The organism is Mycolicibacterium monacense, from assembly GCF_010731575.1.
Taxonomy (GTDB): domain Bacteria; phylum Actinomycetota; class Actinomycetes; order Mycobacteriales; family Mycobacteriaceae; genus Mycobacterium; species Mycobacterium monacense.
Map to the genome: position 1 here is coordinate 1,074,810 of NZ_AP022617.1, position 16,583 is coordinate 1,091,392.

The window sequence follows — 16,583 nt, forward strand, 5'->3', positions numbered from 1 at the left end:
CTGCTCGTCAAGCGTGCGCGCTACCCTGCAGGCCCATGGCCCGTAGAAGAGGGTGGAACGGTAGCCCGCCCGCCGACGACGAGGAGGCCTCCCGGCGCATCGTCGAGGCGGCGGTGGGGCTGCTGGCCCAGACTGGAACCGCGATCAGCATCTCGGATGTCGCCGCCTCACTCGGCGTCATCCGCCAGACCGTGTACCGCTACTACCCGACCGCCGACGCGCTGATGCGGGCAGCGGCGATCGCCTCGGTCGACGACTTCCTCGATCGCCTGGCCGAAGCCGTCCGCGGCATCGAGGATCCCGCCGAGGCGATGACCGAGGGCGTGCTGTACGTGCTCGACGAGGTGGCGCGGACCCCGCATCTGGGCATCCTGCTGTCCGAGCCCTACGTCAACACCCACTCCGGGGAAGTCGCCTCCGACGAGGCGCGGGCGATCGGCATGCGGATGGTCAACCGCTTCGACGTCGACTGGGTCGACCACGGTTACGACGACGCGGCGCTGGTGGACCTCGTGGAGTTCACGCTGCGCACCATGCTGTCGTTCTTCGTGGCGCCCAATCCGCCGTCGCGTTCCCGCGACGATCTCCGCCGCTTCGTGCACCGCTGGCTGGGTGGGGCCATCATGGCCCAGAACCGCCTCTGAGCTGCGCATTGACTGTTCCCGAAACCGGGGCCGGTACGCTGTCCGCCGTGACTGAGCGGACCCTGGTTCTGATCAAGCCCGACGGCGTGCAACGGCGCCTGGTCGGGGAAATTCTCGGCCGGATCGAGCGCAAGGGTCTGACCCTCGCCGCGCTCGAACTGAAGACCGTCGACGACGAACTGGCCCGGCGGCACTACGCCGAGCACGAGGGCAAGCCGTTCTTCGGTTCGCTGCTGGAATTCATCACCTCGGGCCCCGTGGTCGCCGCGATCGTCGAGGGTCCGCGCGCGATCGCCGCATTCCGTCAGATCGCCGGCGGCACCGATCCGGTGGAGAAGGCCACACCCGGCACCATCCGCGCCGACCTGGCCCTGGTCACCCAGGACAACCTGGTGCACGGCTCCGATTCGCCGGAGTCCGCGGCCCGCGAAATCGACCTCTGGTTCCCCGGCCGCTGACGTTTGTTTGCGGCGCCTGGTCGGTGGGCGCCGCGTCGTGTGGGATACTGGTCGCGGGTAGCCGGACTTCAACCAGAGTTCGTCGCCCGAATGAAGACTTCGACGTGCGCGACCACCGCGACCGCGGTGCGGCGCCGACCGTCCAGCCGTCATTCAGCCAGGCACTGAGTGGGTTCTGACCTGGGGCCGCTCGGAGCGAGACCACAACAAACCCGGGGAAGTCTCACCGGGTACAACAGCGGAAGCCCTCGCGTGGCCGCGTCGTACGACGCGCCCGGGGGCTTGAGGAGAATACGTGGCCGACAGTGAAAATACTCAAGCCCAAGACTCGCCGGACTCTTCAGAAGAGGCTTCGCCTCGCGAAAGACTTCCCGAACGCCTGAGGGTGCACTCACTGGCCCGGGTGCTGGGCACCACCAGCCGGCGGGTCCTCGACGCACTGGCCGAACTCGACGGCCGCGCTCGCAGCGCGCACTCGACCGTCGACAAGACCGAGGCCGAGCGGGTCCGCGAAGTGCTCGCCGGCAGCGACGGGGACGCCCCCGTCGAAGCCCCGGCGCCCGCGGAGATCGCCGAGTCGGTCGCCGATGCCCCCGAGGTGGTCATCGAGACGGTCGAGTCGGTCGAGGTCACGATCGACGTGGCTCCCGTCGATGACACGCCGGACGTGCCGGAACCCGAGGACGAGCCGGAATCGCGGACGATCCTCGAGACGGCCCCCGTCGAGCGGGCGGACTACCTGCCGCTGTTTGTCGCACCCCAGCCGGTGCGGTTCGAGCCCGCCGACGAGGACGACGACGAAGACGAGGACGACGACGTCGCCGCGTCGGCCGACAGCGAGGACGACGACGAGGACGACCAGTCGGAGCGGCCCGCCGCGCGGCGCCGCCGGCGGGGACGCCGCGGCCGGGGCCGGGGGCGCGGCGAACAGAGCGACGACAACGGGGAGCCCGACGCCGCCGAGGGCACCGAGACGAAGACCGACGGGCAGGCCGACTCCGATCAGGACACCGGCGACGACTCCGACGAGGACGGCGACGAGGACACCTCGGGTGGCGACGGCAGTTCGCGGAGGCGTCGCCGCCGGCGTCGGCGCAAGTCCGGCGCGTCGGACGACTCCGACAACGGTTCACCCGACGACCCGCCGAACACCGTCGTGCACGAACGCCCGCCGCGTGAGCGGGGTGGCAAGTCCGGCGACAGCGACGACAACGAGATCCAGGGCATCAGCGGCTCGACCCGGCTGGAAGCCAAGCGGCAGCGCCGTCGCGACGGTCGGGACGCCGGACGCCGCCGCCCGCCGATCCTGTCCGAGGCCGAGTTCCTCGCCCGCCGCGAGGCCGTCGAACGCGTCATGGTGGTGCGCGACAAGGTCCGCACCGAACCGCCCCACGAGGGTGCGCGCTACACCCAGATCGCGGTGCTCGAGGACGGGGTCGTCGTCGAACACTTCGTGACGTCGCCGGCCTCGGCGTCCCTGGTCGGCAACATCTACCTGGGCATCGTGCAGAACGTGCTCCCGTCGATGGAGGCCGCGTTCGTCGACATCGGTCGCGGTCGCAACGGCGTGCTCTACGCCGGTGAGGTGAACTGGGAGGCCGCGGGTCTCGGCGGGCAGAACCGCAAGATCGAGCAGGCGCTCAAACCCGGCGACTACGTCGTCGTGCAGGTCAGCAAGGATCCGGTCGGGCACAAGGGTGCCCGCCTGACCACGCAGGTGTCGCTGGCCGGCCGTTACCTGGTGTACGTGCCGGGTGCGTCGTCGACCGGGATCAGCCGCAAGCTGCCCGACACCGAGCGGCAACGGCTCAAGGAGATCCTGCGCGAAGTGGTGCCCGCCGACGCCGGGGTGATCATCCGCACCGCGTCGGAGGGCGTGAAGGAAGACGACATCCGCTCCGACGTGAACCGGTTGCAGGAGCGCTGGACACAGATCGAGGCCAAGGCCGCCGAGATCACCGCGAAGAAGGCCGGCGCCGCCGTCGCGCTCTACGAAGAGCCCGACGTGCTGGTGAAGGTGATCCGCGACCTGTTCAACGAGGATTTCTCCGGGCTGATCGTCTCGGGTGACGAGGCGTGGAACACCATCAACTCCTACGTCGAGTCCGTGGCGCCCGACCTGATGCCGCGGCTGACCAAGTACGAACCGGCAGGCAACCCCAACGGCGAGGGTCCGGATGTGTTCGCCGTGCACCGCATCGACGAACAACTCGCCAAGGCCATGGACCGCAAGGTGTGGCTGCCGTCGGGCGGGACGCTGGTCATCGACCGCACCGAGGCGATGACCGTCGTCGACGTCAACACCGGCAAGTTCACCGGGTCGGGCGGCAACCTCGAGCAGACGGTCACCCGCAACAATCTCGAGGCGGCCGAGGAGATCGTGCGCCAACTGCGGTTGCGCGACATCGGCGGCATCATCGTCATCGACTTCATCGACATGGTGCTCGAGTCGAACCGCGATCTGGTGTTGCGGCGGCTGACCGAGGCGCTGGCCCGTGACCGCACCCGCCACCAGGTGTCCGAGGTGACCTCGCTGGGTCTGGTGCAGCTGACGCGTAAGCGGCTGGGCACCGGGCTGATCGAGGCCTTCTCCACCCCGTGTCCGCACTGTGCGGGGCGCGGCATCGTGCTGCACGGCGATCCGATCGACAACGCCTCGGGTAACGGGCGCAAGTCCGAGCCGGGGACGGGCAGGCGCAGCAAGCGCGGCAAGAAGGGCGGTAAGCCCGAGGAGGCGCCCGCGGCCGTGCCGGTGATCAAGGTGCCGCCGCACCCCGCCGGTGAGCACCCGATGTTCAAGGCGATGGCCGCCGCGAACGGCCGCGACGACGAGTCCGAGGACGAGTCCGACGAGTCGGCCGATGAGCAGTCCGGTGCGCGCGAGGACGACACCGCCGAGAAGGTGCACGAGGCCGTCGGTGAAGAACTCGACGACGAGGACTTCGAGGACGCGGAGGACGCGGAGGACTCCGACGATTCCGATGAGGACGAGGACGAGGATTCCGACGACTCCGATGAGGACGAGATCGACCTCGACAACGACGACGACGAAGAGGACGACGACATCGAGGTCCTCGACGACGAGGATTCCGACGAGGACGAGGATTCCGACGAGGACGAGGATTCCGACGAGGATTCCGATGAAGACTCCGATGAGGACTCCGATGACGAGGACGAACCCGAGGTGATCGCGGTCCCGGTGCGGCGTCCGCGCCGACGCGCTGCCGCACGTCCGGCGGGTCCGCCCAGCAGCGAGTAGGCGGTTTGACCCTTTACCTGCTGGTCACGTACCCTTGACCAGTTGCCGCCAGGCTGACTGCCGGCGGCGGCGGGATCGAATCGACACCCGCACCCAGACCCGCGCACGCAGCCCCCGGGCAACGCAGTGCGCGCACCGGCTACGGAAGAGGACTAGGACACGATGGCGAGCTACGCAATCGTCAAGACCGGCGGCAAGCAGTACAAGGTCGCCGTTGGTGACGTGGTCAAGGTCGAGAAGCTCGACTCCGAGCCGGGCGCGTCGGTGTCGCTGCCGGTCGCCCTGGTCGTCGACGGTGCCAATGTCACCAGCAAGGCCGAGGATCTGGCCAAGGTCGCCGTCACCGGCGAGGTGCTCGAGCACACCAAGGGCCCGAAGATCCGGATTCACAAGTTCAAGAACAAGACCGGCTACCACAAGCGTCAGGGTCACCGTCAGCAGTTGACGGTCCTGAAGGTCACCGGCATCAAGTAACTGGAGGCGATGACATGGCACACAAGAAGGGCGCGTCCAGCTCGCGCAACGGTCGTGATTCCGCCGCCCAGCGGCTCGGTGTGAAGCGCTTCGGCGGTCAGGTTGTCAAGGCCGGCGAGATCATCGTGCGCCAGCGCGGCACCCACTTCCATCCGGGCGTCAACGTCGGCCGTGGCGGCGACGACACGCTGTTCGCCACTGCCCCCGGCTCCGTCGAATTCGGCAGCCGTCGCGGTCGCAAGACCGTCAACATCGTTCCGGTCGCCCGACCGGAGGCCTGATCCCGGCGCCGAGATCGACGTTTGTGCGCCGGCTTCTCGCAAGTTAGCGCCCATCTGTTCATTCGGCGAAGGAGTGATCGACTATGCCCCGCTTCGTCGACCGTGTCGTGATCCACGCGCGGGCCGGCAACGGCGGCAACGGCTGCGCGTCGGTGCACCGCGAGAAGTTCAAACCACTCGGCGGTCCCGACGGCGGTAACGGCGGTCGCGGCGGCAGCATCGTGCTGGTCGTCGATCCGCAGGTGCACACACTGCTCGACTTCCACTTCCACCCGCATGTCGTGGCGCCCTCCGGCAAGCAGGGCGCAGGCAGCAATCGTGACGGTGCGGCCGGTGCCGACCTCGAGGTCAGGGTGCCCGACGGCACCGTCGTCCTCGACGAAGAAGGTCGAGTGCTGGCCGACCTCGTCGGCGCGGGCACCCGGTTCGAAGCCGCGGCGGGTGGTCGCGGCGGCCTCGGCAACGCCGCGCTGGCCTCCCGCTCCCGCAGGGCCCCCGGCTTCGCGCTGCTCGGCGAGAAGGGGCAGGTCCGCGAGCTCACCCTCGAGCTGAAGACGGTCGCCGACGTCGGGCTGATCGGGTTCCCGTCGGCGGGCAAATCCTCACTGGTGTCCACGATCTCGGCGGCCAAACCGAAGATCGCCGACTACCCCTTCACCACGCTGGTGCCCAACCTCGGGGTCGTCTCGGCCGGTGACCACACCTTCACGGTCGCCGACGTGCCCGGATTGATCCCCGGCGCTTCCGAAGGGCGCGGGTTGGGCCTGGAATTCCTCCGCCACATCGAACGCTGCGCCGTGCTGGTGCACGTCGTCGACTGCGCGACGATGGAACCCGGCCGCGACCCGATCTCCGACATCGAGGCGCTCGAAGCCGAACTGGCCGCCTATCGCCCGACACTGCAGGGTGATTCGACGCTCGGCGACCTCGCCGAACGTCCGCGCGCGGTGGTACTCAACAAGATCGACGTGCCCGACGCCCGCGAACTGGCCGACTTCGTCCGCGACGAGGTGGCCGAGCGGTTCGGCTGGCCGGTGTTCGAGGTCTCCACGGTGGCGCGAGAAGGTCTGCGGCCGTTCATCTTCGCGCTGTGGGACATGGTCCGCACCTACCGCGAGGCCCAACCGCCCGTCGTCCCGCGCCGCCCGATCATCCGGCCCATCGCCGTCGACGAGACCGGGTTCTCCGTGCACCCCGACGGACAGGGCGGGTTCGTGGTGCGCGGCACGCGGCCCGAACGCTGGATCAACCAAACCGATTTCGACAACGACGAGGCGGTCGGCTACCTCGGTGACCGGTTGGCCCGCCTCGGCGTCGAAGAGGAGCTGCTGCGGCTCGGCGCGCGTCCCGGCTGTGCGGTGACCATCGGGGACATGACGTTCGACTGGGAGCCCCAGACGCCCGCCGGGGTGGACGTGCAGATGTCCGGCCGCGGCACCGACACCCGCCTCGAGCAGACCGACCGCGTCTCGGCGGCCGAGCGCAAGATCGCCCGGCGGGAGCGTCGGCAGTCCACCGACGAGCCCGGCGGTGAGGAATGACCGAGGCCGCCACCCGTCCGTCCGTGCACCGCGAGGCCGTCCGCACCGCGCGCAGTGTCGTCGTCAAGATCGGCACCACCGCGCTGACCACGCCGACCGGCGTATTCGACGCCAACCGGCTGGCCACGCTGGTCGAGGCGATCGAGAAGCGGATGAAGGCGGGCTCCGACGTCGTCATCGTGTCGTCCGGCGCCATCGCGGCCGGTATCGAACCGTTGCGGCTGTCCAAGCGGCCGACCGATCTGGCCACCAAACAGGCCGCCGCCAGCGTCGGGCAGGTCGCGCTGATCAACTCGTGGAACACCGCCTTCGCCCGGTATGAGCGCACCGTCGGACAGGTGCTGCTCACCGCCCACGACATCTCGATGCGCGTGCAGCACACCAACGCCGCCCGCACCCTCGACCGGTTGCGCGCACTGCACGCCGTGGCGATCGTCAACGAGAACGACACGGTCGCGACCAACGAGATCCGGTTCGGCGACAACGACCGGCTCTCGGCACTGGTGGCGCATCTGGTGGGGGCGGATGCGCTCGTGCTGCTCTCCGATATCGACGGCCTCTACGACGGCGATCCGCGGAAAGCGGGCCCGGACAACCCGGCCCGCTTCATCGCCGAGGTCAACGGAGCCGACGACCTCGACGGGGTGGTGGCCGGGCGCGGCAGCCACCTCGGCACCGGCGGTATGGCGTCGAAGTTGTCGTCGGCGCTGCTGGCCGCAGATGCCGGTGTTCCGGTGCTGCTGGCCGCCGCCGCCGACGCTGCCACCGCACTGTCGGATGCGTCGGTCGGCACGGTGTTCGCCCCTCGCGCGGAGCGGATGTCGGCGCGGCGCTTCTGGGTGCGGTACGCCGCCGAGTCCACAGGTGCGTTGACCCTCGACGAGGGTGCGGTCAATGCCGTTGTGCGGCAACGGCGTTCGCTGCTGCCCGCGGGTATCACCGGGGTGTCGGGACGGTTCTACGGCGGCGACGTCGTGGAGTTGCGCGCACCCGATGCGACCATGGTCGCCCGTGGCGTGGTGGCCTACGACGCGACCGAACTGGCCACCATGCTGGGCCGTTCGACGTCGGACCTACCCGCCGACATGCGCAGGCCGGCCGTCCACGCCGACGACCTCGTCGCCGTCTGAGCGCACGGCGTTCAGCAGCGCCTTCACCCGCCGGGCCCGGCGACGCGCGGCATCGAGGACGTCGTCGTCGGCGGGGCGGATCTCCACGCCGTGCGCTTCGGCCGTCGCGGTGAGGGCTTTGCGCACCGCCGGGTCGGCGAGCAGCACGGTGGCCAGCATCCCCGGGGTGAGCGTCCGCTCCCGCAGCAACCCGCGGTAGTGCACCTCGGCGGGGATCGCCACGTCCAAGGCGCCGCGGAACACACCGTCAGCGGTGGCGACGATCACCGTGAGCGCCGCCTGCGAGGCGGCGCTGAGCGCGAGGCCGCGGAACGGGAACCAGGGCACCGGCAGTTTGTCGATCTGCTTGTCGAGGGCACCGGAGAGCAGATAGCCGGCCAGCTTGTGTGTCTCGATCTCCTTGACGTCCGACCACTGCACGCCGTCGCCGTCGAACTCCACTTCGTCACCGCTGATGGCCAGGCCGCCGAAGTGGTTCAGCAGCCGCAGCAGGCCGCGCAGCGGTTCGGGGGCCGGAACCAGCCTGGCGAGGGCGTCGCCGAGCCCCACGGCCCAGCGTCCGTCGATCGCGCCGGGTGCGGGCCGTAGACCGAATACAGAGAGCACCTCGCCATCTAATGCCATCTACGCCGATGAGGCGAATGCGGGCAGCTCGTCGGCCAGCAGCGCCAGCATCGGCGAACAACCGTTGTCGAGTTTCACCGTCGCGAGATCGTCACCACGGGTGGGCCCCCGGTTGATGATCGCGACCGGCATCCCATGCGCGGCGGCGTGCCGGACGAACCGGTAGCCGGAGAACACCGTCAACGAGGAGCCGGCGACCAGCAGCACGTCCGCGTCGTCGACCATCGCGAAGGCCTGCTCGACGCGGGGTTTGGGCACGCTCTCACCGAAGTACACGATGTCGGGTTTGAGCATGCCGCCGCAGGCCGGACAGTCGACGATGCGGAAGCGGTCGGTGTCGCCGATGATCGCGTCGGCGTCCGGGGCGACCGCGATGCCGCCGACCCGTTCGGCGCGTTCGAGGAATCCGGGGTTGGCCGCCTCGAGCATCTCGGCGAGATCGGCCCGCGACATCGTGTACCCGCAGTCGAGGCAGATCACCCGGGCGTAGGTGCCGTGCAGGTCGACGACGTTGCGGCTGCCGGCCTTGGTGTGCAGCAGGTCGACGTTCTGCGTGACGACCCCGAGGACCACCCCGGTGCGTTCCATTGCGGCCAGCGCGCGGTGTCCGGCGTTGGGCAGGGTGGCCGCCATGTGCCGCCAGCCGACGTGATTGCGCGCCCAGTACCGCTGCCGGAACGCCGGGTCGGACGTGAACTGCCGGATGGTCATGGGATTGCTCGGCGGCGAGTCCGGCCCGCGGTAGTCGGGGATACCCGAGTCGGTCGACATCCCGGCCCCGGTGAGTACCGCGACGCGGCGGCCCGCCAGCAGCGCGACCAGTTCCGGTGATTCCACCTCATCCAGACTAAACGTCAGTCCAGACAATCGGCGGCGGCGATCAGTTCGGCGCTCATGTTCTGCTCCATCATCCGCAGCGCCGCCTCGCCGAGTTCCGCGTCGATGTGGGCCACCCCGTCGCGGGGGACGACCACCGGGAAGTGCCGGACATAGGCGTCGAGTGCGGTGTAGAGGATGCACTGTTCGGTCACCTGCCCGGTCAGCACGACGCGCTCCGGTCGGAGTTGGTTGAGCAGGTAGGCCAGCGATGTGGCGTAGAACGCACTGTGGCGCACTTTGGTCATGACCCGGCAACCCTGTTGCGGCACGATCGGTTTGACGAGGTCGGGGCGCTCGCCGTCGAGCGCGGAGCGCACGATGTCGCTGAACTCGGCGGTGAAGTCACCGTAGTTGTCGTTGACGTAGATGAGGTCCACGTCGTCCCTGGAGCGGGCGTCGGAGATGAGTTTCGCCAACGGATCGATGATCCTTTCGACGTTCGGCGTCAGTTTCTCGGCGTCCGGATGGTCGTAGGTATTCATCATGTCGATGATCAGCACCGCGGTCTTGGTCATGTCGCTTGCATACCCCGCGACCAATGCGGGCAACAATGTGGCATGGATTTTTACTCGGCGTACCGTCACGGCTTCGCGCGGATCGCCGCGTGCACGCACCACACGTCCATCGCGGACCCCAAGGGCAACGCCGAGTCCGTACTGCGGATGGCGCGTGACTGTCATGACGACAACGCGGCGCTGGCCGTGTTCCCCGAACTGACGCTGACGGGTTATTCGATCGAGGACATCGTCATGCAGGACGGGTTGCTCGAGGCGGTCGAAGCCGCCCTGCTGCAGGTGGTGACGGCGTCGGCGGAGCTGCTGCCGGTTCTCGTGGTGGGTGCGCCACTGCGTTACCGCCACCGGGTCTACAACACCGCGGTGGTCATTCACCGCGGGCAGGTCCTCGGCGTGGTCCCGAAGTCCTACATCCCCAATTACCGTGAGTTCTACGAGAATCGCCAGATCGCCGCCGGCGACGAGGAGCGCGGTGAGATCCGGGTCGGAGGGCAGGAGGTGCCGTTCGGTCCGGATCTGCTGTTCGAGGCGACCGATGTCCCCGGTTTCGTGCTGCACGTCGAGATCTGCGAGGACATGTGGGTTCCGGTGCCCCCGAGCGCCGAGGCGGCGCTGGCCGGGGCGACGGTGCTGGCCAACCTGTCCGGCAGCCCGATCACCATCGGCCGGTCCGAGGACCGGTGCCTGTTGGCGCGTTCGGCGTCGTCGCGGTGTCTGGCCGCCTACGTCTACGCCGCCGCGGGAGAAGGGGAATCCACGACCGATCTGGCCTGGGACGGGCAGACGATGATCTGGGAGAACGGGTCGTGCCTGGCGCAGTCCGAGCGATTCCCCAAGGGTGAACGCCGCTCGATCGCCGATGTCGACCTCCAGCTGCTCCGCAACGAACGACTGCGCATGGGTACTTTCGACGACAACCGCCGCCACCATCTGATCGACGAGGACTCCTTCCGCCGCATCGAGTTCACGCTCGACCCGCCGACCGGCGACATCGGTCTGTATCGCGAGGTGGAGCGGTTCCCGTTCGTACCCGCGGATCCCGCCCGGCTGGAACAGGACTGCTACGAGGCGTACAACATTCAGGTGGCCGGCCTCGAACAGCGGCTGCGCGCACTGCATTACCCCAAGATCGTGCTCGGGCTCTCCGGCGGCCTGGACTCCACACACGCGCTGATCGTCGCCGCGCGGGCGATGGACCGGGAGGAGCGGCCGCGCAGCGACATCCTCGCGTTCACGCTGCCGGGTTTCGCGACCGGTGAGCACACCAGGAACAACGCCACCCGGCTGGCCGAGGCGCTCGGTGTGACATTCGAGACCATCGACATCACGTCGACGGCCAAGTTGATGCTCACGGAGATGGACCACCCGTTCTCGCGCGGCGAAAAGGTCTACGACGTCACGTTCGAGAACGTGCAGGCCGGACTGCGCACGGATTACCTGTTCCGCCTTGCCAATCAGCGCGGTGGCATCGTGCTGGGCACCGGCGACCTGTCCGAGCTGGCGCTGGGCTGGTCCACTTACGGTGTGGGCGACCAGATGTCGCACTACAACGTCAACGGGGGTGTGCCGAAGACATTGATCCAGCACCTCATCCGATGGGTCATCCTCTCGAAGCAGTTCGACGACACCGTCAACGAGGTCCTGCAGTCGGTGCTCGACACCGAGATCACCCCGGAACTGGTGCCCTCCGGTGAGGACGAGGAGATCCAGAGCAGTGAAGCCAAGGTGGGACCCTATGTCCTGCAGGACTTCTCGCTGTTCCAGGTGCTGCGTTACGGGTTCCGGCCGTCGAAGGTCGCCTTCCTGGCGTGGCACGCCTGGCGCGATGCCGACAGCGGCAACTGGCCCACCGGATTCCCGGACAGCAAGCGGCCCAGCTACACCCTCGACGAGATCAGGCACTGGCTGCAGGTGTTCGCCCAGCGGTTCTACTCGTTCAGCCAGTTCAAGCGCTCGGCGCTGCCGAACGGGCCCAAGGTGTCCGCAGGGGGTTCCCTGTCCCCGCGCGGTGACTGGCGCGCGCCGTCGGACATGTCCGCGCGAGTGTGGCTCGACGAGATCGAGAACGCGATCCCGAAGGGCTGACTATTCGGGTTCGTCGTCGTCTGCCTTGTCGGTGAGGTAGCGGTGGGGGTGGAAGTGGTTGTTGATGCGGGGTTGGCCGGTGTCCTGTTCCTTGGGTGGGGTCCATTCGGTGCGGCCGTTGCCGGGGCGGTGGGTGGTCCATCCGGTCTTTTCGATGAGCAGGTTGGCGGGTTGACACGCCAGGGTGAGGTCGTCGATGTCGGTGCGCCCACCGCGGGAGTAGTCGTCGGTGTGGTGGGCTTCGGCCCAGTAAAACGGCACGGTGCAGCCGGGGTGGGTGCAGCCCCTGTCGCGGGCGAACAGGGCTAGGCGTTGGGCGGTGGTGGCGCAGCGTTTGGCGCGGCCGAAATACAGGATTTCTTCGGTGTGGTCGTCGAACACCGCCAGGTAGTGCCGCGAGTGGGCGGCCATCCGGATCAGATCCCGGATGGGGATCTTGTTGCCGCCGCCGGTGTGCGCCCACCCGGCGGCACGTTCGAGCTCGTTGAGCGTCATCGTCGCGACGATGCTGGCGGGAACGCCGGCGACCTGGCCGAGGGAGCCGGAGGTGACCGCGTCGCGTAGGACGGTGGTGAGCGCGTCGTGGTGGCGTTGGCCGGTGGTGCGGTCGTCGCGGCCGGTGTGGGCGTCGTCGTGGGGCAGGTTGGCGCCGGGGGCGGCGTATTTGGCGGCGATGACATCCCAGTGCCCGCGGGCTTCAGGGGTGAGCCACCCCGAGACCCGGCTCATCCCGTCGGCCTGCTGGCGGCCGACGGTGAACTCACGGCGACGTTGGTGGGTGTGGTGGTCGGGTTCGGTGCCGTCCTGATCGATGAACCCCAGCAGGGTGTCGGCGACCTTGCGGAAGTCCTCGGGCCGCAGTGCGCTGGCGTGGCCGACCAGGTCGCGTTCGTAGTGGTCGCGGCGCTCCCAGGACACCCATGCCGGAAGCTTCTTGACGAACTCCTGAATGATCCGCACGTGGGCGGTGCCGATGTCGCCGCGGGCGACCGCATCGGCGGTGTGGGCCAACTCGGTCTGCACCCGCTCCCCGGTCAGGGTGTAGCGCGGCCCCAACTGGCGCGCGTCGGTGAGCTGCTCACCGGCGGCTTTGCGGGAGATGCGCAGGTGGTTGGCCAGCACCTCCTTGATAGAGGTGGCGCCGAGTTCATGCGGGTCGGCGTCCATCAGCCGCGCGGTCAGGCGGTGCTCCACACTGGGCACCGCCCACACCGCTGCTTTGATGCGGTCCAGTTCGGCCACGATCTGCTCGTAGGAGAGATCGTCGATGGAGGCGGTTTGCAGAGCGGCGATGGACGCCACGAGGTGGTCGACCGCGCCAGACAATCCATCCATGCTTCGAACACTAGTTCGAGGGTCTGACAAAACCGCCGGCGATGTGACTGTGGAAACCACTGTGACGAAAGAGGTTTCGAGAGTCAGCGCGCGTGCGCACACCCTCGCGCCAACAAGGAGGTGTCAGGTCACCAGCGCCAGCGTGCCAAGCGGTGTCGACCGATGCGGGACGGAGGCGAGGTCGGCGAGGCGCCCGACTCCCTGCGCGATCCCGCGGGCCAGCTCGTCGACGTCGGGCACCGCGTCGTAGTCGCTGATGATCCCGAAGAACAGTTTGTCGGCATAGCTGAGAATCGCTATGCCCGTGCGTAATTGGAGGGCGATCGGCGGGATCGGCAACAGCCGCCCGACTTTGCGGCCCATGATCGTCAGTTCCTCCTGCGGGCCGGGAACATTGGTCGCCAGCGCGACGACACCGCGCTGCGGCAACCGCGTCAGGTTCCGGACCGCCCATGCCGTCACCGCGAAGGGGATCGCATTCGCCGCCGACATGACGGCACTTCCGGCCTGCCGCTGTCCGCTGCCCTTCACGTACGTGAGCCTGCGGTGCACCGCCTGCAGCTGGTGGAGCGGATCGGCCTTGTCGACCGGCAGGCGGGGCAGCAACAACGACACCCGGTTGTCCGGTTCGTCCATGGCGTCTGCCGGACGAACCGAGACGGGCACCAGCGTCCGCAGCGAGTCACGACCGGGGTTCTCGCCGCGTCGGATCAGCAGCTCGCGGTAGCTGTGGGTGATGGCGGCCAGTGCCACGTCGTTGAGCGTGACCCCGAACTCGTCGCAGACGCGGCGCACATCGGGCAGCGACACGTCGACGGCGGCGTATCGGCGCATGCTGCCCACCGGGCCGTTCAGGACCGACGAGGGCGCCGGCCGCAGCACGCCGCCCGCGAGGTCGATCGCGCCACGGACCGCGCGGACCGCCGCGGTGGTCAGTCCCAACGATGTGCGCACCGCGCTCGACATCCAGCCGACGGGATCGATGCGCAGCGACCAGCCCGGCGACGGCACCGCCCGCGGATACGGGCGCAGCGCCGCGGTGGGCCCGTCGTCACACAGTGCGGTCAGTATCTGCGTCGCGGCGATACCGTCGGCGAGGCAGTGGTGCACCTTCATCAGCACCGCCCACCGGTGGCGCGACAACCCCTCGATCACCCAGCACTCCCACAGCGGCCGGGCCCGGTCGAGCCGGCGCTCCATGATGTCGGCGACCAGGCGGTCGAGATCCGCATCGCCACCCGGTCGCGGCAGGGCCGCACGCCGGATGTGATGGGAGATGTCGAAGTGTTCGTCGGGCACCCACTCCGGCGCACCGAGGTCCAGCGGACGGGTGTGGACGAGCTGCGTGAGCCGCGGCACGGCCGTCAGCCGTTCGGTGAGGGTGGCCGTCAGCGCGGCGAAGTCGGGCATCGGGCCGTCGAGGACGGCGACGCCGCCGATTGCGAGGCTCACGTGCGGGTCCGCGTCCTCGGCCTCGAGGAAGCCCGCGTCCAGGGTCGTCAGGTGCTCCACGCACCGAACGTCGCATTCCGTCCGGCCGGCACACCAGGGCCATTGGTCCCGAGTTCAACCAGTTGAGCTATGCCGCGGTCACAACCGCCCGTCGATCCGCAGCTCAGGGTGCACCCAGTCGGGTGAGCGCCGCTCCTTGAAGGCCATGAACCCCTCGATCGACTCGGGTGCGCCCAGGCTCGACTGCATCCCGATGCGGTCGTAGAGGCCGATGTAGTTGTCGAGGCTCGACTTGATGACCGAGCGGGCATGCGGTGCGGTGCGGCAGCACTGCGCGAGCACCTCCCGGGCGGCGTCGTGGAGGTCGTCGTGGGGCACCACCCGCGCGACCAGCCCCCAGTCCAGGGCCTCGGCCGCCGACAGGGTGCGGCCGGTGAACATCAGGTCCCGGGTGCGCACCGGGCCGATCAGCCGCGCCAGCATGTGGCTGTAGTAGGTGTCGGCGATCCCGCGGTAGAGCTCGGGCACCCGGAACGTGGCGCGATCACTGACGACGGCCACGTCGCTGCACAGCGCGATCTGCATGCCGCCGCCCTGACAGAGCCCGTTGACCGCCGCCACAACGGGTTTCGCGGACTGGCGCAGCGTGTCGAACGGCAACGCGTCCATACCCAGCGCCGATCCGAAGGTCAACCAGTTGTCCGCCCCGCCGCCGCCCATGTCGCCGCCAGGCGCGAACACGTCGCCGGTCCCGGTGATCAACAGACCCGCGAGGTCGGGATCGGTGCCCACGTGGTTGACCGCGTACTTGATGCCGAAGTACATCGCCGGGGTCATCGCGTTGCGCGCCTCGGGGCGGTCGAGCGTGCACACCCCGAACGCCCCCTCGCGGGTGAACCGCAGATAGGGCGTGCCCAGCCAGTCACCGTCCGGTGGGCGTGGGGCGTCGTGCTCTGACATCGCTTCTCCTGTCATCTCAATGCGTCGTCGATCGCTTCGGCGGTGGGAGCGCAGTCACCCGCGCCGGGTACCAGGGTGGCCAGCGCGCCCGCGACGCACGCGCGGCGCAACGCGTTCTCGTGTCCGGACCGCCAATGCACGGCCAGCACTCCGGCGAACACGTCACCGGCGCCGGTGGTGTCGACGGCCTCGACCGCGGGTGCCGGGACGTCGAACCGCTCACCGTCACCGAGGTAGCTCGCCCCGCGGGCGCCGCGGGTGATGACCAGATGCGGAACCGGCCAATGCCATTCACCGGCCTCGGCCTGATTGACCACCACCACGTCGGCCACTTCGGACAGCCTCAGCAGCTCGTGGGGCGGCGCGCCCGCGGGGGAGGCGTTCACCATCACCACCGCGCCCGCATCGCGCGCCACCCGGGCCGCGTCGTTCGCCGTATGCAGTGGGATCTCGAGTTGCAGGAGCACGACGTCCGCCCCGGCGATCGCCTCACGCACCGCCGACGACGCCACGCTCAGGTGCGCATTGGCGCCGGGCGCGACGACGATGGCGTTCTCCGCGGCGGCGTCGACGATCACGACGGCCGAGCCGCTGGGGCCGGGCACCGTCACCACACCGTCGAGGCCGACCCCGTTCGCGCGCAGGTGAGCGCGCAACTGCCCGGCCGCCGGGTCGTCGCCGAGTGCTGCCACCAGCGAGACGTCGCCGCCGGCCCGCGCCGCGGCGATCGCCTGATTGCCACCCTTGCCGCCGGGCGAGGTCGTCATCGAGGACGCGAGGACGGTCTGGCCGGGGCGCGGTAGCGACGGCACCGCGAAGCGCAGATCGGCGTTCACACTGCCCACCACGCAGACACGCGCCGCCGCCATGGGCGTAACGCTAGACCAGCGGTGGACGGCGGTGACCCTGACACGCGTCGGCCGGCCCCGCCACCTTCGATACGCTG

15 protein-coding genes are annotated in these 16,583 nt (G+C 69.1%); 8 read left to right on the top strand and 7 right to left on the bottom strand.

The window, feature by feature from the left end; all coding sequences use genetic code 11:
- The first annotated feature begins 35 nt into the window (after positions 1 to 35).
- From G6N49_RS05190 to proB, 7 genes are all read left to right on the top strand, one after another.
- Complete coding sequence (locus G6N49_RS05190; protein WP_011560935.1) at positions 36 to 644, top strand: TetR/AcrR family transcriptional regulator; 609 nt, start codon at positions 36 to 38, stop codon at positions 642 to 644.
- Positions 645 to 691: 47 nt separating this feature from the next.
- Complete coding sequence (gene ndk / locus G6N49_RS05195; protein ID WP_041309748.1) at positions 692 to 1,102, top strand: nucleoside-diphosphate kinase; 411 nt, start codon at positions 692 to 694, stop codon at positions 1,100 to 1,102.
- A 295-nt stretch (positions 1,103 to 1,397) separates the two neighbouring features.
- Positions 1,398 to 4,361, top strand: coding sequence for a ribonuclease E (locus G6N49_RS05200; RefSeq protein ID WP_011856151.1), 2,964 nt, complete (start codon positions 1,398 to 1,400; stop codon positions 4,359 to 4,361).
- Positions 4,362 to 4,523: 162 nt separating this feature from the next.
- Positions 4,524 to 4,835, top strand: coding sequence for a 50S ribosomal protein L21 (rplU, locus tag G6N49_RS05205; RefSeq protein WP_011560932.1), 312 nt, complete (start codon positions 4,524 to 4,526; stop codon positions 4,833 to 4,835).
- A 14-nt stretch (positions 4,836 to 4,849) separates the two neighbouring features.
- Positions 4,850 to 5,116 (top strand): 50S ribosomal protein L27, encoded by a 267-nt coding sequence (gene rpmA, locus G6N49_RS05210; RefSeq protein WP_011560931.1) that lies wholly within the window; start codon positions 4,850 to 4,852, stop codon positions 5,114 to 5,116.
- 83 nt (positions 5,117 to 5,199) lie between these two features.
- Positions 5,200 to 6,657 carry a GTPase ObgE gene (gene obgE, locus G6N49_RS05215; protein ID WP_011560930.1) on the top strand — a complete coding sequence of 486 codons (1,458 nt, stop codon included), beginning with the start codon at positions 5,200 to 5,202 and terminating at the stop codon, positions 6,655 to 6,657.
- Entirely contained in the window at positions 6,654 to 7,787 is a 1,134-nt protein-coding gene (gene proB, locus G6N49_RS05220; RefSeq protein WP_011560929.1) for a glutamate 5-kinase, read from the top strand. The genes obgE and proB overlap by 4 nt, the downstream gene beginning before the upstream one ends.
- Here the strand turns inward: proB and G6N49_RS05225 are convergent.
- Genes G6N49_RS05225 through G6N49_RS05235 form a run of 3 tightly spaced genes read right to left on the bottom strand, consistent with a single transcriptional unit; the run spans position 7,731 to position 9,805 of the window.
- A complete protein-coding gene (locus tag G6N49_RS05225; RefSeq protein ID WP_011856150.1) occupies positions 7,731 to 8,411 on the bottom strand; it encodes a hypothetical protein in 681 nt (226 codons plus the stop codon). The two genes, proB and G6N49_RS05225, sit on opposite strands and share 57 nt — an antisense overlap.
- Positions 8,412 to 9,248, bottom strand: a complete 837-nt coding sequence (locus G6N49_RS05230; protein WP_011856149.1) for an NAD-dependent protein deacetylase — start codon at positions 9,246 to 9,248, stop codon at positions 8,412 to 8,414. It lies immediately after the preceding gene.
- Positions 9,249 to 9,265: 17 nt separating this feature from the next.
- Positions 9,266 to 9,805: a cysteine hydrolase family protein gene (locus tag G6N49_RS05235; RefSeq protein ID WP_011560926.1), complete on the bottom strand. Its 540-nt coding sequence runs from the start codon at positions 9,803 to 9,805 to the stop codon at positions 9,266 to 9,268.
- Between the two features lie 42 nt (positions 9,806 to 9,847).
- On the opposite strand from G6N49_RS05235, the gene G6N49_RS05240 reads away from it, so the two are divergent.
- Positions 9,848 to 11,890 carry an NAD(+) synthase gene (locus G6N49_RS05240; protein WP_011560925.1) on the top strand — a complete coding sequence of 681 codons (2,043 nt, stop codon included), beginning with the start codon at positions 9,848 to 9,850 and terminating at the stop codon, positions 11,888 to 11,890.
- On the opposite strand, the gene G6N49_RS05245 is transcribed toward G6N49_RS05240, so the two are convergent.
- The 4 genes from G6N49_RS05245 to G6N49_RS05260 all read right to left on the bottom strand — a co-directional run bounded on the left by G6N49_RS05245 (position 11,891) and on the right by G6N49_RS05260 (position 16,506).
- Positions 11,891 to 13,225 (bottom strand): HNH endonuclease signature motif containing protein, encoded by a 1,335-nt coding sequence (locus G6N49_RS05245; RefSeq protein ID WP_011856148.1) that lies wholly within the window; start codon positions 13,223 to 13,225, stop codon positions 11,891 to 11,893.
- A 123-nt stretch (positions 13,226 to 13,348) separates the two neighbouring features.
- On the bottom strand, positions 13,349 to 14,737 hold the full coding sequence (locus G6N49_RS05250; protein ID WP_011856147.1) for a WS/DGAT/MGAT family O-acyltransferase: 1,389 nt from the start codon (positions 14,735 to 14,737) through the stop codon (positions 13,349 to 13,351).
- Between the two features lie 78 nt (positions 14,738 to 14,815).
- Positions 14,816 to 15,637: an enoyl-CoA hydratase/isomerase family protein gene (locus tag G6N49_RS05255; protein WP_011856146.1), complete on the bottom strand. Its 822-nt coding sequence runs from the start codon at positions 15,635 to 15,637 to the stop codon at positions 14,816 to 14,818.
- A gap of 11 nt (positions 15,638 to 15,648) precedes the next feature.
- Entirely contained in the window at positions 15,649 to 16,506 is an 858-nt protein-coding gene (locus tag G6N49_RS05260; protein WP_011856145.1) for a ribokinase, read from the bottom strand.
- Positions 16,507 to 16,583 lie beyond the last annotated feature (77 nt).

Excerpts from the sequence above, each read along its gene's own strand:
- G6N49_RS05190 (WP_011560935.1), top strand. The coding sequence starts at position 36 with ATGGCCCGTAGAAGAGGGTGGAACGGTAGCCCGCCCGCCGACGACGAG.
- rplU (WP_011560932.1), top strand. The coding sequence starts at position 4,524 with ATGGCGAGCTACGCAATCGTCAAGACCGGCGGCAAGCAGTACAAGGTC.
- rpmA (WP_011560931.1), top strand. The coding sequence starts at position 4,850 with ATGGCACACAAGAAGGGCGCGTCCAGCTCGCGCAACGGTCGTGATTCC.
- obgE (WP_011560930.1), top strand. The coding sequence starts at position 5,200 with ATGCCCCGCTTCGTCGACCGTGTCGTGATCCACGCGCGGGCCGGCAAC.
- proB (WP_011560929.1), top strand. The coding sequence starts at position 6,654 with ATGACCGAGGCCGCCACCCGTCCGTCCGTGCACCGCGAGGCCGTCCGC.
- G6N49_RS05225 (WP_011856150.1), bottom strand. The coding sequence starts at position 8,411 with ATGGCATTAGATGGCGAGGTGCTCTCTGTATTCGGTCTACGGCCCGCA.
- G6N49_RS05235 (WP_011560926.1), bottom strand. The coding sequence starts at position 9,805 with ATGACCAAGACCGCGGTGCTGATCATCGACATGATGAATACCTACGAC.
- G6N49_RS05240 (WP_011560925.1), top strand. The coding sequence starts at position 9,848 with ATGGATTTTTACTCGGCGTACCGTCACGGCTTCGCGCGGATCGCCGCG.
- G6N49_RS05245 (WP_011856148.1), bottom strand. The coding sequence starts at position 13,225 with ATGGATGGATTGTCTGGCGCGGTCGACCACCTCGTGGCGTCCATCGCC.
- G6N49_RS05255 (WP_011856146.1), bottom strand. The coding sequence starts at position 15,637 with ATGTCAGAGCACGACGCCCCACGCCCACCGGACGGTGACTGGCTGGGC.
- G6N49_RS05260 (WP_011856145.1), bottom strand. The coding sequence starts at position 16,506 with ATGGCGGCGGCGCGTGTCTGCGTGGTGGGCAGTGTGAACGCCGATCTG.